Annotated in this window: 22 protein-coding genes; 12 read left to right on the top strand and 10 right to left on the bottom strand. The window is 47.2% G+C overall.

Features of this window, described 5'->3' with window-relative positions:
• Positions 1-31: 31 nt before the first annotated feature.
• Positions 32-835 (bottom strand): hypothetical protein, encoded by an 804-nt coding sequence (locus JUF10_RS11655; RefSeq protein WP_203642498.1) that lies wholly within the window; start codon positions 833-835, stop codon positions 32-34.
• Between the two features lie 5 nt (positions 836-840).
• Positions 841-1,344, bottom strand: coding sequence for a Cys-tRNA(Pro) deacylase (gene ybaK / locus JUF10_RS11650; RefSeq protein WP_203642496.1), 504 nt, complete (start codon positions 1,342-1,344; stop codon positions 841-843).
• 254 nt (positions 1,345-1,598) lie between these two features.
• On the opposite strand from ybaK, the gene JUF10_RS11645 reads away from it, so the two are divergent.
• Both JUF10_RS11645 and JUF10_RS11640 read left to right on the top strand, forming a co-directional pair.
• Positions 1,599-2,324: a GntR family transcriptional regulator gene (locus JUF10_RS11645; RefSeq protein ID WP_048734019.1), complete on the top strand. Its 726-nt coding sequence runs from the start codon at positions 1,599-1,601 to the stop codon at positions 2,322-2,324.
• A 337-nt stretch (positions 2,325-2,661) separates the two neighbouring features.
• Positions 2,662-5,040: a phosphoketolase family protein gene (locus JUF10_RS11640; protein ID WP_203642482.1), complete on the top strand. Its 2,379-nt coding sequence runs from the start codon at positions 2,662-2,664 to the stop codon at positions 5,038-5,040.
• A 643-nt stretch (positions 5,041-5,683) separates the two neighbouring features.
• On the opposite strand, the gene greA is transcribed toward JUF10_RS11640, so the two are convergent.
• Complete coding sequence (greA, locus tag JUF10_RS11635; protein WP_203642480.1) at positions 5,684-6,169, bottom strand: transcription elongation factor GreA; 486 nt, start codon at positions 6,167-6,169, stop codon at positions 5,684-5,686.
• Positions 6,170-6,243: 74 nt separating this feature from the next.
• Between greA and JUF10_RS11630 the strand changes: the two genes are divergently transcribed.
• From JUF10_RS11630 to JUF10_RS11615, 4 genes are all read left to right on the top strand, one after another.
• Entirely contained in the window at positions 6,244-6,669 is a 426-nt protein-coding gene (locus JUF10_RS11630) for a hypothetical protein (RefSeq protein ID WP_203642478.1), read from the top strand.
• 816 nt (positions 6,670-7,485) lie between these two features.
• Positions 7,486-8,241: a response regulator transcription factor gene (locus JUF10_RS11625; RefSeq protein WP_203642476.1), complete on the top strand. Its 756-nt coding sequence runs from the start codon at positions 7,486-7,488 to the stop codon at positions 8,239-8,241.
• A 13-nt stretch (positions 8,242-8,254) separates the two neighbouring features.
• Positions 8,255-9,580, top strand: a complete 1,326-nt coding sequence (locus JUF10_RS11620; protein WP_203642474.1) for a sensor histidine kinase — start codon at positions 8,255-8,257, stop codon at positions 9,578-9,580.
• Positions 9,577-10,920, top strand: a complete 1,344-nt coding sequence (locus JUF10_RS11615) for a signal transduction protein (protein WP_203642473.1) — start codon at positions 9,577-9,579, stop codon at positions 10,918-10,920. The genes JUF10_RS11620 and JUF10_RS11615 overlap by 4 nt, the downstream gene beginning before the upstream one ends.
• Before the next feature lie 1,054 nt (positions 10,921-11,974).
• On the opposite strand, the gene JUF10_RS11610 is transcribed toward JUF10_RS11615, so the two are convergent.
• From JUF10_RS11610 to JUF10_RS11580, 7 genes are all read right to left on the bottom strand, one after another.
• Positions 11,975-12,856 carry an RluA family pseudouridine synthase gene (locus JUF10_RS11610; RefSeq protein WP_203642472.1) on the bottom strand — a complete coding sequence of 294 codons (882 nt, stop codon included), beginning with the start codon at positions 12,854-12,856 and terminating at the stop codon, positions 11,975-11,977.
• Positions 12,857-12,929: 73 nt separating this feature from the next.
• A complete protein-coding gene (locus JUF10_RS11605; RefSeq protein WP_203642470.1) occupies positions 12,930-13,388 on the bottom strand; it encodes a universal stress protein in 459 nt (152 codons plus the stop codon).
• A gap of 530 nt (positions 13,389-13,918) precedes the next feature.
• Positions 13,919-15,724, bottom strand: a complete 1,806-nt coding sequence (locus tag JUF10_RS11600) for an oligopeptide ABC transporter substrate-binding protein (protein ID WP_203642468.1) — start codon at positions 15,722-15,724, stop codon at positions 13,919-13,921.
• Between the two features lie 142 nt (positions 15,725-15,866).
• On the bottom strand, positions 15,867-16,817 hold the full coding sequence (locus tag JUF10_RS11595) for an ABC transporter permease (protein ID WP_203642467.1): 951 nt from the start codon (positions 16,815-16,817) through the stop codon (positions 15,867-15,869).
• Positions 16,818-16,831: 14 nt separating this feature from the next.
• Positions 16,832-17,791: an ABC transporter permease gene (locus JUF10_RS11590; protein WP_203642466.1), complete on the bottom strand. Its 960-nt coding sequence runs from the start codon at positions 17,789-17,791 to the stop codon at positions 16,832-16,834.
• Positions 17,791-18,765: an ABC transporter ATP-binding protein gene (locus JUF10_RS11585; protein WP_203642465.1), complete on the bottom strand. Its 975-nt coding sequence runs from the start codon at positions 18,763-18,765 to the stop codon at positions 17,791-17,793. The genes JUF10_RS11590 and JUF10_RS11585 overlap by 1 nt, the downstream gene beginning before the upstream one ends.
• The gene (locus JUF10_RS11580) at positions 18,762-19,778 is read right to left on the bottom strand and encodes an ABC transporter ATP-binding protein (protein WP_203642462.1); all 1,017 of its coding nucleotides are present in this window, start codon (positions 19,776-19,778) and stop codon (positions 18,762-18,764) included. Before JUF10_RS11580 ends, JUF10_RS11585 begins: the two co-directional genes overlap by 4 nt.
• 433 nt (positions 19,779-20,211) lie before the next feature.
• Here JUF10_RS11580 and JUF10_RS11575 point away from each other — a divergent pair, with 433 nt between their 5' ends.
• The 6 genes from JUF10_RS11575 (at position 20,212) to JUF10_RS11550 (ending at position 25,127) form a co-directional block, all read left to right on the top strand.
• Complete coding sequence (locus JUF10_RS11575) at positions 20,212-20,679, top strand: Rrf2 family transcriptional regulator (RefSeq protein ID WP_203642460.1); 468 nt, start codon at positions 20,212-20,214, stop codon at positions 20,677-20,679.
• Positions 20,680-21,040: 361 nt separating this feature from the next.
• Positions 21,041-22,054: a lipoate--protein ligase gene (gene lplA, locus JUF10_RS11570; RefSeq protein ID WP_203642458.1), complete on the top strand. Its 1,014-nt coding sequence runs from the start codon at positions 21,041-21,043 to the stop codon at positions 22,052-22,054.
• Positions 22,055-22,188: 134 nt separating this feature from the next.
• Positions 22,189-22,605 carry a hypothetical protein gene (locus JUF10_RS11565; protein ID WP_203642450.1) on the top strand — a complete coding sequence of 139 codons (417 nt, stop codon included), beginning with the start codon at positions 22,189-22,191 and terminating at the stop codon, positions 22,603-22,605.
• Between the two features lie 17 nt (positions 22,606-22,622).
• Positions 22,623-23,105: a hypothetical protein gene (locus tag JUF10_RS11560; protein WP_203642448.1), complete on the top strand. Its 483-nt coding sequence runs from the start codon at positions 22,623-22,625 to the stop codon at positions 23,103-23,105.
• A gap of 347 nt (positions 23,106-23,452) precedes the next feature.
• A complete protein-coding gene (locus JUF10_RS11555) occupies positions 23,453-24,043 on the top strand; it encodes a TMEM175 family protein (protein ID WP_203642446.1) in 591 nt (196 codons plus the stop codon).
• 16 nt (positions 24,044-24,059) lie between these two features.
• Positions 24,060-25,127, top strand: coding sequence for a YdcF family protein (locus JUF10_RS11550; RefSeq protein ID WP_203642444.1), 1,068 nt, complete (start codon positions 24,060-24,062; stop codon positions 25,125-25,127).
• The last annotated feature ends 10 nt before the right edge of the window (positions 25,128-25,137 follow it).

The raw sequence follows: 25,137 nt of genomic DNA, 5'->3' as shown, positions 1-25,137 counted from the left end.
GGTTGCCCTGACCACGTCTTTTAATCGCTTTTTAATGTTCTTTGATCTGGAGGCCTAGTCGAACCAACAGATTGGTAAATAGTGAAACTAGCAGCGCATAACTCAGGACTACGGCTAGGAGGATAATGGCGGCCGTAATGAATTTCAAGAAACCACTGGCTAGATTACCCATCGTCAAAAGTACCGTTATGACCGTGATGATAACGACAAAGCCAATCAGACCGATTCGTGAATTCGCGAAGTCAGCTGTGCTCAGGTCGAAGCCACCGATACTGATGTTAAGCGATAGCAGGATCATGATGGTCCATCGAAGCACGGGGTGATTATCGCCGCCGATGTTCTGGAAAAAGCCGGACCAATCAAGGCTAAAAGGGTCGGCGATGAGGGTCAGCATTCCCTGAAACAGACTGGGAATCAGCGCTGCCGTTAGCACGAGCAAGACCAGGGCACACCCAAAGATGGGGGCGATTCCAATGAAGAGGTTGCCGATAACTTGGTACCAATTCCGCTGGTTCCAGGTGTGATTGACGTAGCCTAAGGCCAGATCTGGCTGACCGTCCATGCCGCGCCGATTGGGATGGGGGCGTTTCAAGAGACGAACCTTGTCGATCCGGTGACCAAATAAAACAGCCGTCAGCAGGTGACTCAACTCGTGAAAAAAGATGCCGATAAACCCGAGGTACAGCTCACTATTGATGCCAAAGCCGTTGGCTAAGAATTTCTTGGTGTCGCGGTTCAGGTAGGTCAGCAACGTCACGAACACAAAGGGAATCACTAAGAGGTCAATGCCGACGATTCCGAGGTTTTTAAAGATCAAATTGAGGTCCGTATTCATGGCCCTTACTCCAGCAGGTCGGTGAACGTGCCGTGGACCAGTTCAGCCAGTGCGGTGGCGTCAACTTCGACGGAACGACCGATTTGGCCAGAGGAGACCAGAATGGTGCCTTGTTCTTGGGCGGTCGTGTCAAAGTAAATAGGGAAGTGATTCTTTTCCCAAATACCAACGGGGGTGTTGGCGCCGTGTTCGTAACCCGTGGTCTTCACAAGGTTCTTTAGCGGCACCATGTCGACCTTCTTATTGCCAGACGCCTTGGCTAGTTTCTTTTCGTCAAGGTGTTCATCGATTGGGAGGACCCCAACCACGGGACCGGTCGTGGGACCGCTGAGGACTAACGTCTTGTAGATGTGGTGTTCGTCAACGTCCTCATGATCGACTTCGAGCTGGGCCACGTCACCCTTGGTGTGGGTCGCAAACTCAAATTGTTTATAGGTGATTTTGTTTTTATCGAGAATCTGTTCAACTAATGTCTTGTGCAGGCGTTTGCCCTTTTTCTTTTTGGCCATAAAACTCACCTTTCAAAATCAAAATTAATGTTCATTATCCGCGCAGTGCCGGTAATTACCGCGAGTTGAATCCATCGAAAATTCAGAATCAAGCGGGGCGTCAAAGCGGCAGACGCGTTATAAAAATATAAATTGGACCGCACTTTAAAAATAAATGGGACGGTTGTTTTCCAGTAAAAGAAGACACCGCCGCTAAAACCTGTTATACTCTACTCACAGAGAATGTCTAGTTGAAGAGTTTATGAGGAGATATCATGGCAGATTTAGTCTATCGACAGGTGATGCGGGACTTAAAGCAGCGCATCCATCAAAATGAATTTCCCAACAAGCGGCTACCTGACGAGCGGAGCCTTAGCGAAGCCTACGGAGTTAGTCGTAGCTCAGTCAAGCGCGCACTCAGTGTTTTAGCCAATCAGGGAATTATTTTTAAAAAGCGTGGGTCGGGAACCTTCATTAACCCATTATATATGAAAAACCAAACTATTTTTCAATATGAGGGGTCAAATTTAGGAATTACTGACAGTATGAAGTCGGCCGGCACAACGCCCGGCATCCGACTGCTGAACTTTAACGTGGTTCCGGCCAGCAAGGAGATCCAACAGGACCTTTTCTTGGCAGAAGGGGACTTTGTTTACGAGATCAAACGGCTGCGGTTGTTTGAGGATAAGCCATTCATGATTGAAACAGGCTATATTCCAATTAAGATTGCCCCGAATTTGTCACAAAAAACTGTGGCGGATTCCATTTTTAATTATTTAGAGAGTCAGGGCAAAGTTGTGACCAAGTCCTTCATGTCGATTCAGGCGCAGCCCTCGACGGCGGACGACCAAGAACTACTCAACTTGAAGCCGGTGGAACCCGTTGGCATTATGGAAGGGATCTTCTTTCTGGATGACGGGACGCCATTTGAAGTGTCTAACATGCGGCTTCATTATCAATATTTGAACTATAACACCTTTGTTTCATTAGATGAAGAATAAGCACCACACAGCGGCTGCCCTCGGGTGGTCGTTTTTTTGAGCCGTTTGCTAGTATACCAATTTAGCAGGGGTTAGCCAAGCACAGTGACTAGAGGCTAAGCCTTGTCAGAGACGCCGTTGTTGACGGTAATGAGGTCATCGTCATCGGCCTAAATGAATGTGGGCCTTCTTTTTATAAATTGATACGGTCCAATTTATAAAAAGGTTGACTTTTCTGTAAAACGGCCTATGATAGAGGCTGTAAAAGTCATCCCGGTATTCACTACGAGATAAATTTTACACATTTTCTATCAACTAGATTATGCAGTTACGAATTCAAAGAAGGAGTGTTAATTACATGGCAAATACAGACTTCGACTCCAAGGCATACTTGGAAGGCGTTGACAAGTACTGGCGTGCAGCGAACTACCTGTCAGTTGGACAGTTATTCTTGCGTGACAACCCATTATTGAAGCGTGACTTAACCTCTGATGATGTAAAGATTAAGCCAATTGGTCACTGGGGAACGATTGTTTCTCAAAACTTTATCTATGCTCACTTAAACCGGGCTATCTTAAAGTACAACTTGAACATGTTCTACATTGAAGGTTCAGGGCATGGTGGTCAAGTTATGGTTTCTAACTCATATCTTGATGGTAGTTACAGTGAAATTTATCCAAACATTTCCCAAGACGAAGAAGGTTTGAAGCGTTTATTCAAGCAATTCTCCTTCCCAGGTGGTGTTGCTTCTCATGCCGCACCTGAAACCCCAGGTTCTATCCATGAAGGTGGGGAACTTGGTTACAGCCTTTCTCACGGGACTGGTGCTATCTTAGATAACCCAGACGTCATTGCCGCTGTTGAAATCGGTGATGGGGAATCTGAAACTGGTCCTTTGGCCGCTTCATGGTTCTCAGACAAGTTTATTAACCCAATCAAAGATGGTGCGGTATTACCAATCATCAACATGAACGGGTTCAAGATTTCTAACCCAACTATCCTGTCACGGATGTCTGACGAAGACTTAACGAAGTACTTCCAAGGCATGGGCTGGGATCCTCATTTTGTCGAAACCGATGGCTCAGACCACATGAAGGCTCACGAAGACATGGCTAAGGTCATGGACGAAGTGATCCCTGAAATCAAGAATATTCAAAAGAACGCGCGTGATAACAACGACGATTCATTACCTGTATGGCCAATGATCATTGTTCGTTCACCTAAGGGCTGGACTGGTCCTAAGAAGGACTTAGATGGTAACCCTATCGAAGGCTCCTTCCGTGCTCACCAAGTGCCAATTCCTGTTGACGCTGGCGACATGGAACACGTTGATATGTTGACTGACTGGTTGAAGTCTTACAAGCCAGAAGAATTGTTCAACGAAGACGGTTCCTTGAAGGATGACGTCCGTGCAATGACGCCTAAGGGCGAACAACGGATGGCTATGAACCCAATCACTAATGGTGGGATCAAGCCAGAACCATTGAAGTTGCCTGACTACAAGAAGTACGCCGTTGACACGACTGAACACGGCAAGACGATCGCGCAAGACATGTTAGTCTGGTCTGACTACTTGGCTGACGTGATGAAGTTGAACCCAGATACGTTCCGTGGCTTTGGCCCTGACGAAACCAAGTCTAACCGGCTTTACGCTGCTCTGGACTATGGGAAGCGTCAATGGATGGAAAACATTCATGAACCAAACGACGAAAACATGGCACACTCTGGCCGGATCATTGACTCACAACTTTCCGAACACCAAGCTGAAGGTTGGTTGGAAGGTTACGTTCTGACTGGTCGTCATGGTTACTTCGCAACTTACGAATCATTCGGTCGCGTTGTGGATTCAATGTTGACTCAACACTTCAAGTGGTTGCGTAAGGCTGCTGAACAAGACTGGCGTCATGACTATCCATCATTGAACTTCGTGGATACGTCAACTGTCTTCCAGCAAGACCATAACGGTTACACCCACCAAGATCCTGGGATGTTGACCCACTTGGCTGAAAAGAAGCCGGCCTTTATCCGTGAATACTTGCCAGCCGATGCTAACACCTTGTTAGCCGTTGGTGACGTTGCATTCCGGAGCCGCGAAAAGATCAACTTGATCGTGACGTCTAAGCACCCACGTCCACAATGGTTCTCCATTGATGAAGCCACTAACCTGGTTCACAATGGTTTGGGCTACATCGACTGGGCATCTACTGACCAAGGTCAAGAACCTGATATCGTCTTCGCCGCAGCTGGTACTGAACCAACTTGGGAATCATTAGCCGCAATTTCATTATTGTATGACGAATTCCCTGAAATGAAGATGCGCTTCATCAACGTTGTCGACCTGTTGAAGTTGCGTTCACCTAAGTTGGACCCTCGTGGGATCTCCGACGAAGAATTTGACCGTCTGTTTACGACAGACAAGCCAGTTATCTTTGCCTTCCATGGCTTTGAAGACCTGGTTAAGGATCTCTTCTTCGACCGTCACAACCACAACTTACACGTTCATGGTTACCGTGAAAACGGTGATATCACCACGCCATTTGATATGCGTGTCCTGAACCATTTGGACCGTTACCACTTAGCTAAGGAAGCCGTTAGTGATATTGACGAGTACGCCGTTAAGGGTGCTTACTTTATCCAACGGATGGACGACATGGTTGCTAAGCACAATGCTTACATCCGTGAGGTTGGGACTGACTTGCCAGAAGTTAACGCTTGGCAATGGAAGCCACTGAAGTAGTCCATTAATATTTCGATTAAAAATGAGGAGCACGCTACTGGCCGTTATGGTCGGGGGCGTGCTCCTTTTGATATGCCGGAGGATTTTACTGGTAAATGGGGTGGCAGATGCTATACTGAACCCAACAGAAAAAGATCAGCGCACATGAGCACTGACCTCTTCTGCGATAGCTAGCCGTTGAGAAAACGGTAGCTCATTAAAGTTCGACTCATCTTTCGAGTCTTCCCTTAACCGGCCAAAGTTAAGAGGGAAGGCTTATTTCTTGTGATTTTGATTATCATGATGGACCTGGTAAAGAAACACAACCAGGCTCAGCATGAATGATAATCAAGCGACCATCCTGATTTTCCTTTTGTGATATTTTTCAATCATGTCAATTTCCCCTTTCAAATGACAAAGGGACGTTGCAACTGAGCCAAAGGATAAATCGTCTGCCATTCTCTCAACTTCTACTGAGTGCCATACTAGCAGACTTGCGGCGCGCATTATGGACGGACGACTCGGTGGGGATGAATTGGGTATAAATCCCCTTGTGGTTGCGGTTTACGGGCGGATAGAGACTAACAAGTACTAGAGAACACAAAAATACCGGCGAGATTTGCGAGAACAAGTCTAACCGGTATTTTCTAATGGTATACTAATATTATTCCGGTGCGGTCAGGCTGACCGTGAGAATGCGGACGTCATAGCTAGCGTTAGGCGCTTGAATGGTGACCGTATCGCCGGGATGATGGCCCAACAATGCTTTTCCCAGTGGTGATACCCGGGTGATTTTGCCAGCATCGAGGTCGGCTTCCTGGGTGCCAACGAGTTGGTAAGTGTCCTGATCGTCGTCATCCATGAAGGTTACGGTGACCCACTTGCCCAGCTCGACCGCGTCGTTATTGGTGGGGTCGACCACTTTGGCGTACTGCAATTGCTTGTTGAAGAAACGGAGCTGACTTTCCAAATGGCGCAGGTCACGCTTGGCGGCGGAGTATTCGGCATTCTCTGAGAGGTCGCCGTGGGCCCGGGCCTCGGCTAAAATTTCGATTTTTTCCGGCCGGTCGGCTTCTAATGCCGCAATTTTACGCTGTAAGTCACGGTAGCCGGCCGCTGTGATGGGGTTGAAGTCACCTGAATTTGCCATCGAAACACCTCGGTTTATTTCGGATTTGTCTCCATTCTACATAGTTATTTTCAAAAAGAAAAGGGAGTTATCATATGAAAGAATTCGGTCGATTTTGGTTAAAACAAGCGGGTATCGGGTTAGTCTTTGTCCTGATCATCGCTGTTTTCGGCCATTTTAATTACGCGAAGGGTCAGTTGATAGGCGGGATTACCGGCGCCGACTGGTATTTCCTGTTGAGTTGGATTTGTTTTCCCTTTGCCAAGTGGGTCGTTTTGATGGACGACAGGGACCTGCAAGCACCAATCTTCCGTCGTCGGCGCCGGCGTCGCAGACAGGCGGCTGATGAAACGGCCTCGGTCTACGAAAAGATGGCCAAGCCAGAACGGGCACCTCGGTTAGAGGCAGCACCTAAGTCAAAGCAGGCCTGGTACTGGCGGCTGTTGATCGACATCGCACTAGCCTTTATGGCACCCATCATTTTAGGTGGTTTCGTCACTTATTCCCTCAAGCACAATTAAATTGTGCTGTTTAACTCCGCATGAACGTTAAAAAAATGACGTTTTTGCCGCTTAACGTTTGATAAGTAAAAAGCATGGTAAAGTAATGACAGTTGGAAGGGGTCAGTTTTACGGCAACTGATTTTGTGGGTCAATGGATTAAAGTGTGAGCGATTCAACGGATTGATCCATCCGGCCTTACATCCCACGATTATCTAATCAAAACGGGCGGCCTGATAGAACGTCAAACGTAACTTAGGCGAGTAGCAGTTTCATCGCAATGAGCTGAAGAGTAAGTGATGGTTATTGGAATGCCTAGGGGTTATGCGACGTTAGAACTTGGGGGAGTGCTAATAAAGCCAGCACCGGCAATTAAATAATCAGCTTAAAGAAGAGCTACCTGCGGGTGGTTCTTTTTTATTAGAGCGTAGAACGAGGCGTTTAGGACCTGAGCATTAACGTCATTTAAGCAGGACTTGGTGGGCTTTACCAAGTCCTGCTTAAATGGGGTTAAGCGCAGGGTCCTGCCTCGTTCTGCGCGTTTCAGAAGCCGCCAGATTCGGGATGTAAAATTCGGGAGCCAGTCTAACGCAGTAAGCAAGTTGTCCTAACGCCTCAATTAATATCCCGTTCCCCCAAAAAAGAACGTAAGCTCACCAACCTAACCATAAACTAGTCGAATTCTAAACTAGTAAATACACTAATAAGTAAATCACCAAAATGGTTTTAGCCAGTTCTGAGCTTTCGTGACGAAAACAATTGCACGTGACGAATTTTCAGGTTACATTAGTGGGTGATAGGGTTACATAGTATTTTGTAAGAAGGAGTGTGATTTTGGTGCTAGCCGTTTATCTCTGCGAGGACAATCCCGAGCAACTTAAACACTACACGGACACCGTGCAGCGATACATTATGATCAACGATTACGACATGCAAGTCCAGCTGGCTACGCCAAGTCCACAGGCGTTACTGGCCGATTTGACGGCCAATCCGCCGGAGTATGCGTTATTTTTCCTCGATATTGAGTTTCCAGATGAGGATACGACCGGGCTGGAAACGGCCATCGCCATTCGCCAGCAGCTGGGGTTTGCGGAGATCGTCTTTGTCACAACGCATTCGGAAATGGCGTTGTTGACATTTGAACGCAAGGTAGAGCCCATGGATTTCGTGGTTAAGGACCTAGGACGCGCGCAGATCGACCAAAAATTGCGGGAAAATATCGACTATGGTTATCAACGCTATACCAATTACTTAGGAAATACGGAAAATCTCTTTAGCTATACCATTGGTGGCCGAAAATTTAGTTTGCCGATGGGAGACATTTACTTCGTGGAAACTGCTGAGACGCCGCATAAAGTGACGGTGCATGCGGCGAGTCAGCTGGTCGAATTTCCCGGGTTCCTCAAAGACATTGCGGACCAGTATCCAGAACTATACCGAACGGACAAGAGTTTCCTGGTTAATCTGGATAACGTGAGTGGTATCGACGCGGCTAATCGGCGTTTGGTTTTTCCCAATGGCGATGAGACTGATGTGGCGACCCGCCGTTTCCATGAGGTCAAAACGTTGGTGCAGAAGCATTTGAAAGCGTAAGTAGGTGACGATAATGCATGTCTTCGATCAAAATTTTTGGGTAAACTTCGTGTTGGCCGTGACCATGCAGTGGTTCTTGACGCTGTGGATCGGGCTGATTCGGCCGCAAAACTGGAAGCTTCCCCTGAAATGGATGGGGTGGGCGTTGATTCCGGCGTTCATTGGTCGACCGTGGGCACTGATATTGCCACCACTTAGCGCCCTCCTTTACCTCATTCATCACCGGCGCAAAATGGCATTGCTCTTTGTCAACGCAACGATCGTCATCTATTTAGTCGTGGTGCTCGTCAACGATTTGGTTCGGCAAGTCATGATCGAACTTTGGGGGCTCCCGTTTACGCAATTGCCATGGGTGATGGTGGGGCGGCTTTCCTTTCAGATCTTAATCTACTCACTGATTTCTCTAGCGGTGTCCGGGATGCGGATTCAGCCTGGGAACCTGGAACGACTGTCGTTTAGCCGCAAAGAACAGTGGACGGTAACGGCGTTGATGAGCAGTCTGGCGGTCTTGGCGCAAGTGTCGACCATTGTTATTCATAAACTGGATATTACGCACGCAATGTTAACGTTTGCGCTGAGTATTGAACTGGTCATGATCTTGTTGATCAGTGCCAGTTTATTTATCTTTCTCCAGAGCTTTTTTCACCGTCAAAAATTGCGCGCTCAGTATCAGGAATCGCGGATTCGGACGCGTTATGATCGCCGAATTTCCAACCAGGTTCAGGCTATCCGCCAATTCAAACAACTATACCAGAAGCAGATGTTGCGGCTCGGCGGGTACCTTGATAATGAGGACTACGCGGGACTGACGGCTTACTATCAAACGTTAAGTGACCGCTGGCAGGCCACAAGCCAACTGGTGGGGCTGGAAGAGGAAGGCTTACAACGACTGGGCGATCCGCCGTTAAAGAGCCTCCTGTTTCAGAAAATTTTGGCCGCGCAGAACCGAGGTATCAGTCTGCGGTTGGAAATTCCGGACCCGGTTCAGTCGATTCCGATGGACAGTATGCAGTTGCTACGAATCGTGGGAATTCTGCTGGACAATGCCTTGGAAGCCGGTCCGGTGAGCGCCGACACGGAGATTCATTGTGCTGTGTTGGACTATCCAGACGCCGTTGAACTTTCGGTAGCCAATCCCGTGTCGCCTGACCAGCCGCCGAAAATCAATCGGTTTATGGCTGCTGGTTACACGACTAAAGGGGGGAGTCACGGGCTAGGGTTAAGCACGGTCCACGATATCGTGTCGCAGACCAAGAACGCGGCCCTGCAGATCGAGTTAAAGCACAATATGTTATACTTTACGATTATTTTGACCAAACCAGGGAGGTCCTTAGCGTGATTACAGTGGGTCGAGTAAGTTACACCCTGGCGAACTTCTCGCTGGTCTTTTGGTTTGTTTACTTTCAATACTATTGGTTCCCGCGCTTGCGGAATGAACGTTTTCTCCACAGGGAACACTTTTTCTTACTTTATTGTGCGTTAATGGCCGGGGGATTTTCGTTCTTAAACACGCTGACGTCGTATGAAACGGCTAGCACGCTGATTGGTGCGATCCCAATCGTCTTTTTACTGGGGGTCGAGGTGGCCATCATGGGCTACTACCGCCATTGGGAGTACCTGCCCGCGTTCATTGAAGTTTCGATTTTGGCGTATTTATTAATCGAATTTGTCGACATGATGATTATTTCGGCGACGATTCAGTTGACCAGCATGACATTTGCCGTCAGCGTCTGGGGAACACTGACTGAGCTAGTCGTGGATAACATTATTTATGCGTTGCTAGCGGTGGGAATCTGGCTGACGCGGGCACCGATGGAAAATATGATCCAAGATATTATGGGCCGGTCTACAGAGTATTTCCTTCTAGGATTTATGTCGGTTATTGCGCTGGCTTATATTTTGTTTGAGTATTCTCTCCAGACCTTGCAGCAATCGGAGCAGTATTTAGTTTTCTTGGCCGGAATTGCCGGCATCCTATTGGTCGGATTAACGCTGAGTACTTATATTTTAATGCAAACGCATTTACAAGAAGAGCATACCCGGCTGCAGATGCAGCAGCATGAGTTTCGCGAACAGTATACGGCCGAGCTGAATCGGCAGATGGGCGAGGTCCGGAAGTTTAGTCACGACTACCAGAATATGCTGCTCGGTCTGGGTGGCTACCTGGAGGACAAGGACTATGCGGGTTTCCGGCAACTCTATATCGATATTCGGTCCGGTTGGGCGACCAGTAATGCCGCTGAACTAACGATTGGCGACCTTGATAATGTGCCGAGCCCGATGCTAAAATTTCAGCTCTATCACAACTATTTATTGGCACAGCAAAGTCATGTCCAACTCTTCGTCAAAACGCCGGAGCCATTGATGTCTACGGTTACCACGCTGAAGGAGTTAGAACAGGTCATCAATCAAGCATTACCGCCGATGTGGCCCGTGGTGGGGCAATTGACGCCAGCTATGGTGACCTTGGAATTGAAGGAAGTGAGCGGGCGACTCCGCTTCTCACTAACGTTCCCGGTACCGACCGATGCTAAATTGGACGGTCATACGCGAGTGACGGCCCAAAAGGGGACACTGGATTTCTCAGAACTACGTGAGTCGCTTTCGCAATCAGCTACGATGGCCCTGCAACTCAAGCTTCACTGGGGTCAGCTAATTGTGACGTTACCGACGGGGTAGCCCGGGCCTTGGACTATTCACAAAGTCCGTAGGGTGAACCGTTAACCGAAGAGTAATAATTCAGATAAGCTAACTCGATGAAAACGCTTGCATTTCTACAGCTGTCTGATATACTAGGACTTGTAATAGCAATGAATCACGTTGAGAAGTTAGCAAATAGCGGTATTTGATAGGTTCCCGACTTTGTGAAGAAAGCTTCAATTGAACAGATTAGAGTTTTCTTCATGATACGATTAGTTTTCCCAGAACTAAACGTATTTTGGTTTTAACTCAATACTACATATTGAGATTCAATAGCTAATCTGAGTGAACAGCGTTTTCCTGACTACAATCTGTGATTATGTTGAATTACTCTAATGATGCTAATGCGGCCGGAGAGTGGTTACTCCGGTTTTTTTGTGTATAAGAGTGCGGAAGCAGCCGGTTAGGTTCTGAGCATTAACGAGAATAATCCTTCTGTTCGGCTATGCCGAGCAGGAGGATTATTTTTGTTAAGCGCAGGGACCTGGCTGCTGGAGCACGTTTCGGAGGTTGCCAGGATCAGGATATAATGGCGAGAGCAAGATTAACGCTCTAAGGCAATGCAAGGTGAACGACCGCCGGACAGGAGACTTATTTTTACTAAGCGCAGGGACCTGCCCTGGCGACCTCCGAACTAACGAACTGAGCCTGCATAAAATGAACGACCAAGTCTGGACGGAACAGCTGGTTTTGTATCGTAACCGAATTAAACCACTTTCGCCAGCAAAAGAAGAGTTCCATTCTAATAAAAAAACGCCAATCGGCCCTCACCAATCAGCGTTACCTAAAATATCTAACGATAAATATTAACGACACCCCAGATTAACAGGATGGCTAGTAGCACAATCAGAATGATCAATGCTAATTTTTGTTGCCAACGCATCGAATCCCCCCTAGCCGTTGAATTCAATATAAGTATAACAAGACGCAATGGTTAACAGTAACAATCGTCTAAATCGTGGAAAAATTGACGATAATGCCAGGTTGCCCATTGATAGGGGGAAAGGTGTTACATGCTTTCTAAACAGTTTAGCTAGAACGTGTCAAAATCAGCTGGTACAGGCGCCGTTACGGTCGTTTCAGGTTCATCTAAGGTAAATGGTTGGGGAAAGGTCAAACGCCAGCAGTGCAGTCGCAGGCGGCTTCTTGTGGGCTCACCGTAAAGGGGGTCGCCAATCAGTGGATGGCCTGCGGCGGCAAGATGAACGCGAAGTTGGTGCGTCCGACCAGTCTCTAGCCATAACTGAACGAGCGTTGCGCCAGGCTGGTGTTTGACGACCGCATAGTGGGTCACGGCTGGCTGGGCGTGGTCCCCGTTGACCTGGCGTTTACGTTTATCCTGAAGGTCTCGACCAATGGGAGCATCAAAGACACCAGTGCCAGTCAATGTACCGGTCACCCAGGCGAGATAGGTCCGCTGCACGCGTTTCTCAGCGATGTTCCGCACCATGATGGGGACGACAGCGGGCGTCTTGGTCATCATTAAGGCACCGGTCGTCTCCTGGTCGAGCCGGCTCAAAATGTAGGGGCCGGGCTGGTCGGCGCCGAGGTAAGCCGCAACATGGTTCAGTGTCGTTCCCCGCTCGCCGGGTTGATTGGGGTGGGTCTTACTCCCCCGCGTCTTATTAATGATGAGTAGGTCAGCCGTTTCATAGAGAACGGAGACGGTCGCAGCACTATCCGGGTCGACGTCAGGAAAGGGTTCCTTGAAGTCTGCGGGGATAAAGGTGAGCTGGACGGTCTCACCACCAGTCACTAGCTGATTCATGGACCGATACTGGTTATTGACCAGCACCCGGCGGTTTAATCGCAGGTCGTGGACAAGATGACTAGGTAACAACCACGCCGTCAGCAGCTGGCGGAGGGGCATTGGTGGCTGAGTCTGTGGCAGTGTTCGAGTATAAGTCCAATGCATGAGCTGGCCTCCAATTTTGGATGTAATATAAAATGACCCCCTGCTAAGCAGAAGGCCATCTTTTCAGTTAAAGTTATTTGCTCGCTTCTTCAGGCTTAACGATCAGCACATCGCAGATAGCGGAACGGCTGACGTAGTTGGTGACGGAGCCGACCATTAACCGTTCAACGGCGGTCAAACCAGTCGACCCAATGATAATCAATTCTGACTTGTGGTCTGCAGGGAATTCCCGAGCGATAACGGGCTTCGGGTTCCCAAAACGAACATGGATGCTGACATCGGGAACACCGGCATCAATGGCTTGTTGCTTTAAAGCGTCGAGTCGGTCTTGGACGTCTTGAGAAAGCTTGTAGATGACGTCACCACTGACGGCACCACCATAAGTATCGCTGAATTGGTTTACTTCAAGCACGTTTAAGATATCCAAATGCGTGTTGTTACGCTTGGCAACTTCAATTGCTTTTTCTAAGACTGGCTGGGTTGCCTTGGAACCGTCAACGGGAACCAGAATGTTCTTATATTGTTGTAACATATGGAATGCCACCCCTTCACGAGTCATGTTAAAACTTTACCTTTACTATATCATTTATTTTACGGTGTGTAAGCACTAAATTGTCGCCGATTGACCTGAAAATAGATGTAAAAGCCGTAGTTTCGGGAATTCTTGAAAAATAAAAAATCCCGCGAATTAAATAAATGGTGAACAAAGTGGACTAAAACCGCCTTTGTGCTTAACTCTATTATCACAGGAATTGTGAGCGGTCGCAATTAAATTGCTTATTTAACGCGCTAGCTGATTAAAAAATAAATTTTTTAGCGGTGAGCAGAGGGATTAAGGCCGGTCAAAGAACCGGGGGAAACGATTCCGGTTATAAGTTAGGTAATAGGCAGATAACCGGTCGCCAAGCGGGGGCTAGTAATCAGCGAAGACTCCTGTATAGTTGGTCCTTACAGAGCTGTGAATTTTAAAGTTTGACCGCAGGGAGAGGGGGACCATGGGGATAACAAAAAACCACCGAACCTGATAGATTCGATGGTCTCATTGATTAAATGAACGTGAGCTTACTGTAACTTGCTTGAAGTGAAGGACAAGTTGCTCCAGAATTCGGTGTTGGCAGGACTGATATCGTAGCCCTTAACACGGTGGTTAACTGGAACCCAGTTGTAGCTGAAGCTTAATGGTGCAACAGCAGCTTGGTCGTTCATGTATTCTTGCCATTCCTTGAAGATCTTGGTCCGGTATTTGTCATTGAACGCCTTGTTGTTGTTCATGTCAGACATCAATTGCGTGTTCTTCTTAGAAACAAAGTGACCCATGTTGTAAGGTGCATCTTCACCGTACAATTGTGTAGGAGTTGGTTCTGATGAAACGCTCCATGCAGCGGCGTAGATATCAACCTTGTTTTGCTTTGGTGCTTGGATGGTTGAGTAGAAACTGTTCATTTCCATGGTCTTACCACCAGTGAATTGAACGTCCAAACCAACCTTGTGCCATTGTTGCAGGTAGTCTTGGTATTCAGCAGCGGAAGTAGAGTTCCCAGTCATGGCACCGAAGTGAATAACTAACTTCTTGCCATTAGGATCTGAACGCCACTTGCTACCGTTACGCTTCTTGTAACCAGCTTGGTCAAGTAACTTTTCAGCCTTCTTGACGTTCAATGGGAAACCTTTAGCACTTGAATCCCAGTACTTCTGGAATACTGGTGGAATCAAGGTGTTCGCACGCCAGCTGATACCGTTCCCGAACTTCTTGTAAACTTGGTCGACGTTCAGAGCGTACATCATAGCTTGACGTAAGTTCTTGTTAGCCATCTTACTGTTCTTATCCATAACGTTCTTGCCGGCCTTGGTGTCGAAGTGACCAACGTTAAAGCCGAAGTAACTGTAGGAAAGTCCTGGTTGACCAGTCTTGGCGTAACCCTTGACGTTCTTCAATTGCTTGTAAGAAGTCCCACCTAAGCTAGAAATCGTGAAGTCATACTTCTTGGATTGGATAGCCTTAACAATGTTGTTAGTTGAAACAACGTTGATGTTGATGTGCTTGATTTGTGGCTTCTTGCCGTAGTAGTACTTGTTTACTGACCAAGTCGTGGATTCACCTTCGACAACTTTATCCAGCTTGTAAGGACCAACAAAGATAGGGTCTTTCCGGACTTGGCTAGATGAAGCTAGCTTAGCAATTGGCACGTTCTTGATGTATTCGTAAGGTTCAACGGTACCCCAGATGAAGGAGTTCCCAGAGAACTTCATACTTGGCGTGATCTTGCTTAAGTGGATAACAGCGGTGTTACCTTTTTGACCATCAGGGTAGGTAATCCCAGAAATGGTCTTGGCCTTACCAGCATGGTAGGCTGCCATCCCTTTGATAGCGTTAAAGTCAGAAGAATATTGTTGTGAGGTCGTGTTCTTGTTAGCAACAACTTCGTAAGCATACTCGATATCCTTGGCGGTAACGTCCATCCCGTTAGACCACTTAGCATTGGAGCGTAACTTGATAGTTACAGTCTTAGCTTTACGGTTGATCCGTTGGTTAGCAAGACCACCATCGACAATCTTGTAGTTCTTGTCGACGTTGAACAGGGAACCAGCACCACCAGGAGCGAAGACATCAGAGTCTTCAGCGTTGGTGGCTAAAACAGGGTCAGAAATCCCTTGGAACGGTGAATCGTTGGCTTCTGCGACCTTCAATGTACTGTTGTTGTCAGCTGTCTTGTCAGTAGCCTTAGTGTTGTTATAATCGGTACTTAACTTCAATGAAGCACCGTTACTTGGCGTGCTTGACTTAGATGAGCTTTTGCTTGAACATGCAGCGAGACTAACAGTTGCGAGGACTGCCATCGCTGATAACACAAGTTTCTTTTTGTTCATGCTATGTTTCCCCCTTGTTTAAGATCCTCTAATATAGGTGCTGGCCAATTCTCCTCAGGATCGGTCGGCGAAAACAAAAATGCCATGGATACGGTTGGTGGCTGGGTAGGCACCATCTCCTCAAATGAAGTAGTTTCTTCAGTTAGTCGGCGGCACCTTGCCGTTGCGAAGAATCAGCAGCGCGACGAAGAACTTGGCCGATATAACTAATTGATAGACATAGAACAACGATTTCTAGGGCTGCGGGTAACCAAGTCCACCAGTACAACGTGATGTTGCTAGGATCGTTGGCGTTCGCAATCATGGTCCCTAGGGAAGGCGTTTGGTTAGGTAACCCAAAGCCCAGGTAGGAAAGCCCCGTTTCAACCCCAATGTTTTCGGCGAAAGATAAGGTACAGTCGACGATAATCAAGGATGAAATGTTTGGCATGATTTCTTTGAAGATGATCTTCCAGTGGTTGGTTCCGGAGGTCTTAGAAGCGGCAACGTAATCTTTCTGCGTTTCCGCCAAGGTCCGTGAACGAATCAACCGTGACGTTCCTTCCCAGTAGAAGATAGAGAAGATAAACGTTAAGGAAACGGAGTTATAGTGGGGGATGATGGTAACTAAAACAATGATCATCATGGTCATTGGGAGCATCATCATGAAGTCATAAACCCGTTGCATACCCCAGTCAATGTAACCACTGAAATAGCCGGAAACTAATCCCCAAGCGATACCAAAGGTTGACGAAATAATGGTTAGGCCAATCGCAATTCCGATAGAGTTACGGGACCCGACAATCAACTGTTTAGCAACGGAACGACCACCTGAATCGGCACCTAGCCAAAACCCATCGGTGAAAGGTTTATCAAAGTAATCCATGATGTTGGTCTCCATCATCTTTGGTGTGTTGATGAAGAGGGCACCAATCATGACGAAGACGATAAAACCAACGACGATGATGAGGGCGGCCATGGCCGGCTTGTCGGCCTTAAATTCATTCCAGATGATTTTAGCAGTTGATGGTGTTGCTTCCGCTTGTGCTTCCTGATTTAGGCGGGCTAAATCAGCTGCGGAAATGTCTGAGTGTTGTTCAAAATTTTCTGCCATTCTGTTTAGCCTCCTTATTCAATCCGAATTCGTGGATCGACAATACTTAAAATAATGTCGGAAAGTAACGTTCCAAGTAAGTTCAATAGTCCGAAAATCAGAACCAATGCGGTAATGACGGTGTAGTCCCGGTAACTGATTGAGTTCACGAATAATAGTCCCATACCAGGGTAAGAGAAGACGGTTTCGGTAAAGATAGAACCGTTTAATAATCCAGTGATGGAGTAACCAGCAAACGCTGCAATTGGCAATAAGGAATTCCGGAAGATATGGTGACGGTAAATATCTTTGCTAGGGACACCTTTGGAACGAGCGGTCCGTACGTAATCAGAATGCTTAGCATCGATAACTTCGGAACGCAGGTATTGTACGATATTGACGGTACTGAACAATGCTCCTAAGATACCTGGCAAGAGAATGTGATAGAAATGTGATCCAATGGTTTGAGCCCAGCCTTGCGCATCTGATGAAACCGATCCGGTAGTTGGGAACCAACCGAAGACGTAACCGAAAATCCAAATCCCTAAAACCAAGATAACGAAGAAGGGAATACAGTAGGTAACGTAGGTATAAAAACGGATAATCACATCTGGTAGTTTGCCTTCGTGGCGACCGGCGAAGACACCCATTGGAAGGGCGAAGGCATAGGTAAGAACCATACTGAAGAAGGCTAACCAAAGTGTATTACCGGCACGGCCTTCAATCAGTCGGGTAACGGGTTCTTGGTATTGATAACTGTTACCAAGGTTCCCATGGAACAAGTGGACGACCCAGTTCCAGTACTGTTGGTACCAAGGGTCATTCAACCCATTGATTGCCATTAAGTGCTTGATTTGAGCGGGATCAGCCTTGGGGTTGATTGACCCAGTGAATGGGTCCCCAGGCATAGCTTTAGCTAAGAGGAAGACCAGGATGCTAAGGATGATGACTTCGGGCACCATAATCATGAGACGGCGTAAAATCGTTTTCCACATTAGGCCTGCACCTCTCCTTCTTGGCTGGCAAGTTGTTTAGCGATGGTTTCAGGTAAGGCTACTGAATGGGTAGGACTGACCTGAACTAAGGGGTAGGCCATCCCATCTTCGTCGTAGTATTTACTCTGTTGATCTTCGTAAATCTTTTCAACGGCGAGACGAGAAGCACGGTGAGCAGCCCGTTGGTTGACGTTGGTTTCGGGGATGGCAGCTAATAACCGCTTGGTATAGATATGTAACGGGTGGTTGTAGATGTCTTCTCGGGTGCCAATTTCAACTAAGCGACCCCGGTTCATGATGGCAATGTTATTACACATGTGCCGCACGACCCCTAAGTCATGGGAGATAAACAGGTAAGAAATCCCAAATTCCCGTTGAATCTTCTTCATGAAGTTCAACACTTGAGCTTGAACGGAAAGGTCCAATGCGGAAACGGGTTCATCAGCAATGATGAGCTTGGGGTTCGTTGCAACTGCTCGGGCGACCCCAATCCGTTGACGCTGACCACCGGAGAATTGATGGGGGTACTTGTAAAGCGCATCGGCGTCCAACCCAACAATATTTAGTAATTGAAGAACACGTAATTTTTCGTCGTCCTTGCTTAGGTGTTCGAAGTTTCGGAGCGGCTCAGCAATGATGTCTTCGATTCGTTTCCGGGGATTAAGACTGGAAAGGGAATCTTGGAAGATCATTTGAACATCGCGGTTGTAGTCCAACTTACGCCGGTTATCAGCCTTAGTGATGTCCTTACCGTTATATAGGATAGAACCGCTGGTGACCTTTTCGAGACCAACGACGGATTTGCCAGTTGTTGACTTACCAGATCCGGACTCACCAACAAGGCCATAAGTTTCGCCGGCTTCAATGTTGAAGGTGATGCCATCGACGGCTTTAACGGAGTCGGTGACGCGGTTCCAGAAACCAGAGCGAATCGGGTAGTGGACTTTTAAATCTTTGATTTCGACTAGACTCATACGGTCACGCTCCCCTTCTTCTGATCTGGAAATTGAAATGTTTTGTAGCAGGTGCAACGAACTTCGTGGCCCGGCGCAATTTCATGCATGACAGGATCTGCTTCGTGAGCACTTTCTGGTACCCAAGGAATCCGTGGTGCGAAACGGTCGCCAGTACTTGGCATCTTCTGTAAGGAAGGAACGTTTCCTTTAATGACGTACAGGTCATCGCCTTCGTTGTCACGTTGTGGCATTGAACGTAGTAAGGAACGGGTGTAAGGATGTTCTGGTGTGTTAAAAATTTGTTCGGCAGTTCCTTGTTCAACGATTTGACCAGCGTACATAACAGCAACGCGGTCAGCCGTTTCAGCAACGACCCCTAAATCATGGGTGATTAGGATGATGCCGGCGTGGTTTTCCTTTTGAATGTCTCGTAAGACGTCCAGAATTTGTGCTTGGATGGTAACATCCAGCGCCGTAGTCGGTTCATCGGCAATGATGAGGTCGGGCTTGCAGGCAATGGCGATGGCGATGACGACCCGTTGCCGCATCCCACCGGAAAGTTCATGCGGGAATTGATGAGCGGTTCGTTGTGGGTTCACAATACCAACTTCGTCGAGTAATTCCAAAACGCGGGTGTGCTTTTCAGCCTTCGTCAACGTCGTATGGTAATCCATGACTTCACTAATTTGATCTTCAACACGCTTCAATGGGTTTAATGCAGATAAGGGATCTTGGAAGATCATGCCGATCTTGGCACCCCGGAATTTGTTGTACCCATCGTCGTCAAGCTGCAGGAGGTCGGTGCCTTCAAAATCAATTTCACCGGAAATCTTAGTTTCTTCTGGATCATGCAGTCCCATAATGGTAGTTGCTAACGTACTTTTACCACAACCTGATTCACCAACGATGGCGAGAATCTCGTCGTGTTGGACCTGGAGGTTAATGTGGGAGATAGCGTCGTAGAACTGGCCGTCAATTTTGAAAGCCGTGCTGACGTCTTTAATGTTTAGAAAGTTTGATTCGGTTTCCACGGAAATCCCTCCCAATGTTCTAATATATCTCTCATTTTGATTTGAAGCCCGATGAATAAACATCTCTGAGTATTCACGAACGACTCAAACAATAATTGTGTTTGATTATAGTTAATCAAATTCTCATTTACAACCCCAAATTTAACATAATCGGTCATGGAAACTTCATAAAAACCTCATAAACTTTGTTATATCAATCATCGCAGACATTTCAAAAAATGATAAAAAATTTAACTTGGAAGTCCATAGTTGGATAACTGGGTTGTCTAACTAATGATTTAGGGGCAAAAGCTATGCAAGTCTTGAAAAATTATGCAACTCCTTTCAATATGAGAAAGTCCTTAGGTTTTCATCCGGCCGCTACTATCTGACTAACGGAGTGTGGTATGATACCTATAATGACTACAGAATTCTTGAAAGCGATGGTTGGACGATGAGATTAGACTTTTCCGTTGCGGTTCACAGCTTGCTGTACTTGGACGAAAATCGTCCGCGTAAGATTGCAAGTCGGGAACTCGCGACGTCCCTTCAACTGAATGCGGTAATGATCCGCAACATTCTCTCGGTGCTCCATAAACAGGGGTACATCGAGGGCTCTGTTGGTAAAAATGGTGGCTATCAGCTCATCAAAGATCTCGCTGATATTAATGTTGGCGAACTCTACGACCTGACGATTCCACCAACCATTAGCTACGCGCGTTTCATTACGGGTGATTCTAAGGGGACCAAGGCAACCGACGAAACGGATATTTCTGCCAATATTTCGCAGACGTTGACGGACTTGTTTACCCTGGCTGATGAGGATTACCGCAAGTTTTACCACCAATTTACGATGACGGACCTAAAACACGACCTGCATCAGCACGGTTACTTCCGGCAACTTATTAACCCGGAAGACTGAGCTAAATGCTACCTTTTTGTTAGTAAGGGGCCTATAATTGGGTCAGATAAAGGGATGGTGGTTACGGCCACCATTAAGCTTAAATGACCGCCTAGGGTGAACCCAGACGGGGAAGGAAGCGAGACAAAACCTCGCTTCCTTTTTTTGCGCATTTTAGGCGAATGACCGAACAAACGACAAGCGAATTTTATGAATTTGAAATCGTTTTCAACCTATCTTATTACAAAATAAATTGAGGAATGAAAGTTAGCTAAACGCTAAATTGTAATCGCTAACAAAGCGTGCTATGATTTAAAGTAACCGAGAAACCTACAGTTCTGTAGGGCCTCGGGTTGGTTAATTTGAAAGGGGTTTTTGGGTTATGTATTGGTACGCTATGAAGTCACACGACATTCGGCACAACTTAGCAACTGAACAGTACTTGATGAACAACAAAAAGTTTGACGAACCATTAGTTCTGTTCTATTACGAAGGACCTTGCATTATCGTTGGTCGGAACCAAAACACATTGGAAGAGATCAACCAAAAGTACGTTGAAGAAAACAACATCACGGTCACTCGTCGGTTATCGGGTGGTGGTGCTGTCTACCAAGACCTCGGGAACCTTTGCTTTAGCTTCGTGGTTGATAGCGATAGTGAAGAATTCGGGGATTTCAAGTCCTTTGTCCAACCAATCGTGGACGCCTTACACGCCATGGGAGCAACGACGACCGAGGTTTCTGGCCGGAACGACATTTTAGTCGACGGCAAGAAGTTCTCTGGTAACGCGATGTACTCTCACAGTGGGAAGACTTTCTCTCACGGGACTTTGATGTTGGACGTGGACCAAGATGTGATTGCCCACGCCTTGAACGTTCCCGAAGACAAGATGAAGTCCAAAGGAATCAAGTCCGTGCGGTCACGGGTAACTAATTTGAAGCCATTCTTGGCACCTGAATATCAAAACTTGACCGTGCCAGAATTCCGCGACACCTTGTTGAAAGAATTGTTCCACGTGGACAGTTTGGATGCCATCAAGGACAAGGAAGTTACCATCGAAGACAGCGAAAAGGCAGCTATCGATAAAATTTACAATGACTACTACAGCAACTGGGATTGGGTTTACGGCAACTCACCAGAATTTACGGTGAAGAAGCGGCAACACTTTACGGCCGGGACCATTGACGCACGGTTGTTGGTTGAAAATGGGAAGATCAAGAACATCAAGTTCTACGGTGACTTCTTCGGTCCGTCCGATGCAACTGAACTGGCTGACAAATTGGCCGGTGTCCGTTACGACCGGGAACATGTCGGCGAAGTTCTGAACAACGCTAACACGCAGCTGTACTTCAACGGCATCGATACCCAAGATGTTTTGGACCTGTTAGTTGATTAGTTTCCCGTTAGTTTTCGGGGATTAGCTGATTTTCGGTCGGGAATAAGTTAAAATAGAAGAGGAACTTGACTAAAACGTGGTCAGTGTGACCGCGTTTTTTATTTTAGGAAATTTATTGAGGAGTTTATTTTAAAATGAGAGATCGTAACGTGATTGCTTGGGCCATCGTGTCCATGTTCGGCTTTATTGCCATTAATTTTTTAATGTCCCGTCCCTTTATTCACAGTGCGAACGTCCAAATGACGATGGCCGAATTTTGGCACACCACGCTGATTGCGGTCATCTTGTACATGATTCCGATCATTATGGCGGCACTGAACTGGAAGCCATCATTTTATTTCATGGGATTGGTCATTGCCCTGTACACGTTGTCACCGATTAGCGTGCTGTTCAACATGTGGAGCGACAGTGGGGCCAGCATTATGATCAAATTGTTGATGTCAGCCTTCAGTCTCGCTTTAATGTGGGGCAACGCATACTGGCTGGTCCTGGCATTGCGGTTACGGAAGAAGCAACAAGATCACGCTGACCGGAAACGGTTTGGTCACTAAAAAACGAGGTGTAAAGAATGAAACGAGAAATTCAAACGTTTATTGACGCAGTCGCAGCCGATGAAATTCAACATTTCACGGCGGACACCACGGAAAAAGAATTCTTTGCCGACCCAGATGGGCTCATGTCACCGTTGGCAACGTTTATTCGTGAACAGATTGGTGCCGATAAATTGGCACAAGCCGAATTGAAGCTGACCGACACCGAGGCCTCCGTACGGTTGGAACTGAGTGTCATCAACCTGCCGTTACAGGATACGAAGACGATTGGAAAAATTATGGACACCGATGAAGAGGCTGAGTTGAACGTCTACGCGGTCATTGAAACGCCAGACATCAACGTTTCCGGCCTCCGTATCGATGCGTTAGCCCCGGCAACGACCTATGTGGATCAGGCGGCGGTCGCCGATACCAGTCTCCATGATTGGCTCAAGCTGCAGATTGAAAAGCTCCAGGCAGCGGCTACGAATAAAGAAGAAACTGACATTAAGAAGAAATAGCCTTGTTTCGACGCGCAACGTGTGGTAGTATTGTTCCTATGCGATGAGTCGAGAAATCACGCAATTCTTGCTTGCAAGGATTGTCCGCGCAAGCGGCTAGGTGAATTTGTCAGCAGGGCACATATGTCACCGTATTGTGACGTGTCTGACTTTGAGGGAATGTGGATTCCGAGATAAGTCCATTCGGTAAAACGAATGCTGTGGTAAAAACGTCCAATCAGCTTAGGCTGATTGGACGTTTTTTTTTTTTGGCGCAAAATGAGCACAACTTTTGGGGCTTCAACAATCGTTCGCAATATGTTCTGTGCTATTCTAGGATTATCAAGAAAATTTAAGGGGTTTTGCGGATGAATAAGGGACGGGTCGAGGCTTTTACGGATGCAGTCGTCGCAATTTTACTGACGATTATGGTGTTGGAATTCAAGACGCCGGATGAGCCAACGTTTGCGGCATTGGCAGCCAACTGGAGTTATTTGGTGGCTTATCTGATTAGCTTTTTATTTATTGGCGTGGCATGGTATAACCATCATTATATGTTTGCGCTGACCAAACGGGTGACCAAGCGAATTTACTGGACGAACAACCTGTGGATCTTGGTGATGGCGATGCTGCCAGTGTCGACGGCTTGGGCTGGGGAATTTATCACAGACGTTCAACCGGAGTTGTTTTACTTCATCATTTTTACCTTGTGGGCGTTGGCTTACGCGGTGCTGTCTTTCGAGGTGATGCGCGCCAACCGGAAACACAATCCGGAAGTTGCCCAGAAGATTCGGGCGATGTCGGCCTATCGAATCCACGCGAATATCTGGTTTTGGTTGGTATGGATCGGCGTGCTGGGATTGATCTTTGTGTGGCCGCCAATCTCGCTGGTGTTTACGCTGATTGAACTGACCATTATGGCCGTTTGGACGCCGCAAGACAGCGATAAATTGTTTTAGGGGAGTTTAGAGTGTAATGCAAAATGAACTTTTTAATATTCCAGCGGTTTATTACCTGGGCTGGCTGATCCCGTTGTTTTTTGGCGTGGTATTTGGCGTCAGCTATGGTATCGAGAAGCGCCGTTTAGGAAATGGTATTTGGTTTTCGCTATTTTTCTATTCGTTTTTAACGTTGTTGGCCATGACCATTTTGGGGACTAACAATAAGTGGCTGATCGTCATCAGCATTGTGTTATTTGTGATTTTGTTGATGCTGATCGGTATCGTGTTTGCCCTGCAAGCCTTCCTGTTGCTGTGGAATGCGTGGATTGTCTGGAAACGGGAGAGCCATACGCTGGCGAACATGTTGACGCTATTTCTGGGGATTGCGATTCTGATTGCACCCTTTGTGACGCGGCTGTCGACGTTGTATTTGCCCGTGCCAGTAGCGACCGTGCTGAATTTATTTCCGGCAATGGTGATTTTCTACGTGTTGTTCTGGTTCTACAATTACCTGACGATGCTAGTCATTTATCAATTTAATCATCCGCGATATAAGCAGGATTATTTAATCGTGTTGGGAGCGGGACTGTTAAATGGTAATGAGGTCTCGCCACTATTGGGCCAGCGAATCGACCGGGCCCTGCGTTTCTATCGTAAGCAAGTGAAGAAGACCGGCCGCGCGCCCGTTATCATCTTTTCCGGTGGTCAGGGTGGCGACGAGACGGTTCCGGAGGGCGTTGCAATGCGCCAATATGCGTTGGACCGTGGCTTGCCGGCCGCCGATGCGCTTGCTGAGGACCGCTCGAAAACGACATATGAAAACATGATTTTTTCCAAGCAGATTATCGACGACCGGGGTGCAGTTAAGCCGCGCGTCACCTTCGTTACCAATGGCTACCACACTTTTCGGGCGGGGATGATTGCCAGAAAAGCTGGTTTGAAAGCGAATGGTATCGGTGCCCACACGGCGAGGTTTTTTCTCCCCAATGCCATTTTGCGGGAATACATCGCCATTTTCGTGGGGAACAAGCGCTGGCATGCGGTGGCAATTGGGTTGATGCTGGTGTTGACGTTGGTGCTGACTTGGGCGGAATATCAGTAAATGGAGGACA

Origin of the sequence: Levilactobacillus andaensis, assembly GCF_016861695.1 — a bacterium.
GTDB classification, from domain to species: Bacteria; Bacillota; Bacilli; order Lactobacillales; family Lactobacillaceae; genus Levilactobacillus; species Levilactobacillus andaensis.
This window is presented reverse-complemented; position numbering and strand designations above follow the sequence as displayed.

Excerpts from the sequence above, each read along its gene's own strand:
- JUF10_RS11560 (WP_203642448.1), top strand. The coding sequence starts at position 22,623 with ATGAAACGAGAAATTCAAACGTTTATTGACGCAGTCGCAGCCGATGAA.
- JUF10_RS11600 (WP_203642468.1), bottom strand. The coding sequence starts at position 15,724 with ATGAACAAAAAGAAACTTGTGTTATCAGCGATGGCAGTCCTCGCAACT.
- JUF10_RS11645 (WP_048734019.1), top strand. The coding sequence starts at position 1,599 with ATGGCAGATTTAGTCTATCGACAGGTGATGCGGGACTTAAAGCAGCGC.
- JUF10_RS11550 (WP_203642444.1), top strand. The coding sequence starts at position 24,060 with ATGCAAAATGAACTTTTTAATATTCCAGCGGTTTATTACCTGGGCTGG.
- JUF10_RS11555 (WP_203642446.1), top strand. The coding sequence starts at position 23,453 with ATGAATAAGGGACGGGTCGAGGCTTTTACGGATGCAGTCGTCGCAATT.
- JUF10_RS11575 (WP_203642460.1), top strand. The coding sequence starts at position 20,212 with ATGAGATTAGACTTTTCCGTTGCGGTTCACAGCTTGCTGTACTTGGAC.
- JUF10_RS11655 (WP_203642498.1), bottom strand. The coding sequence starts at position 835 with ATGAATACGGACCTCAATTTGATCTTTAAAAACCTCGGAATCGTCGGC.
- JUF10_RS11640 (WP_203642482.1), top strand. The coding sequence starts at position 2,662 with ATGGCAAATACAGACTTCGACTCCAAGGCATACTTGGAAGGCGTTGAC.
- lplA (WP_203642458.1), top strand. The coding sequence starts at position 21,041 with ATGTATTGGTACGCTATGAAGTCACACGACATTCGGCACAACTTAGCA.
- JUF10_RS11565 (WP_203642450.1), top strand. The coding sequence starts at position 22,189 with ATGAGAGATCGTAACGTGATTGCTTGGGCCATCGTGTCCATGTTCGGC.
- JUF10_RS11595 (WP_203642467.1), bottom strand. The coding sequence starts at position 16,817 with ATGGCAGAAAATTTTGAACAACACTCAGACATTTCCGCAGCTGATTTA.
- JUF10_RS11590 (WP_203642466.1), bottom strand. The coding sequence starts at position 17,791 with ATGTGGAAAACGATTTTACGCCGTCTCATGATTATGGTGCCCGAAGTC.
- JUF10_RS11585 (WP_203642465.1), bottom strand. The coding sequence starts at position 18,765 with ATGAGTCTAGTCGAAATCAAAGATTTAAAAGTCCACTACCCGATTCGC.
- JUF10_RS11610 (WP_203642472.1), bottom strand. The coding sequence starts at position 12,856 with ATGCATTGGACTTATACTCGAACACTGCCACAGACTCAGCCACCAATG.
- JUF10_RS11605 (WP_203642470.1), bottom strand. The coding sequence starts at position 13,388 with ATGTTACAACAATATAAGAACATTCTGGTTCCCGTTGACGGTTCCAAG.
- JUF10_RS11630 (WP_203642478.1), top strand. The coding sequence starts at position 6,244 with ATGAAAGAATTCGGTCGATTTTGGTTAAAACAAGCGGGTATCGGGTTA.
- greA (WP_203642480.1), bottom strand. The coding sequence starts at position 6,169 with ATGGCAAATTCAGGTGACTTCAACCCCATCACAGCGGCCGGCTACCGT.
- JUF10_RS11620 (WP_203642474.1), top strand. The coding sequence starts at position 8,255 with ATGCATGTCTTCGATCAAAATTTTTGGGTAAACTTCGTGTTGGCCGTG.
- ybaK (WP_203642496.1), bottom strand. The coding sequence starts at position 1,344 with ATGGCCAAAAAGAAAAAGGGCAAACGCCTGCACAAGACATTAGTTGAA.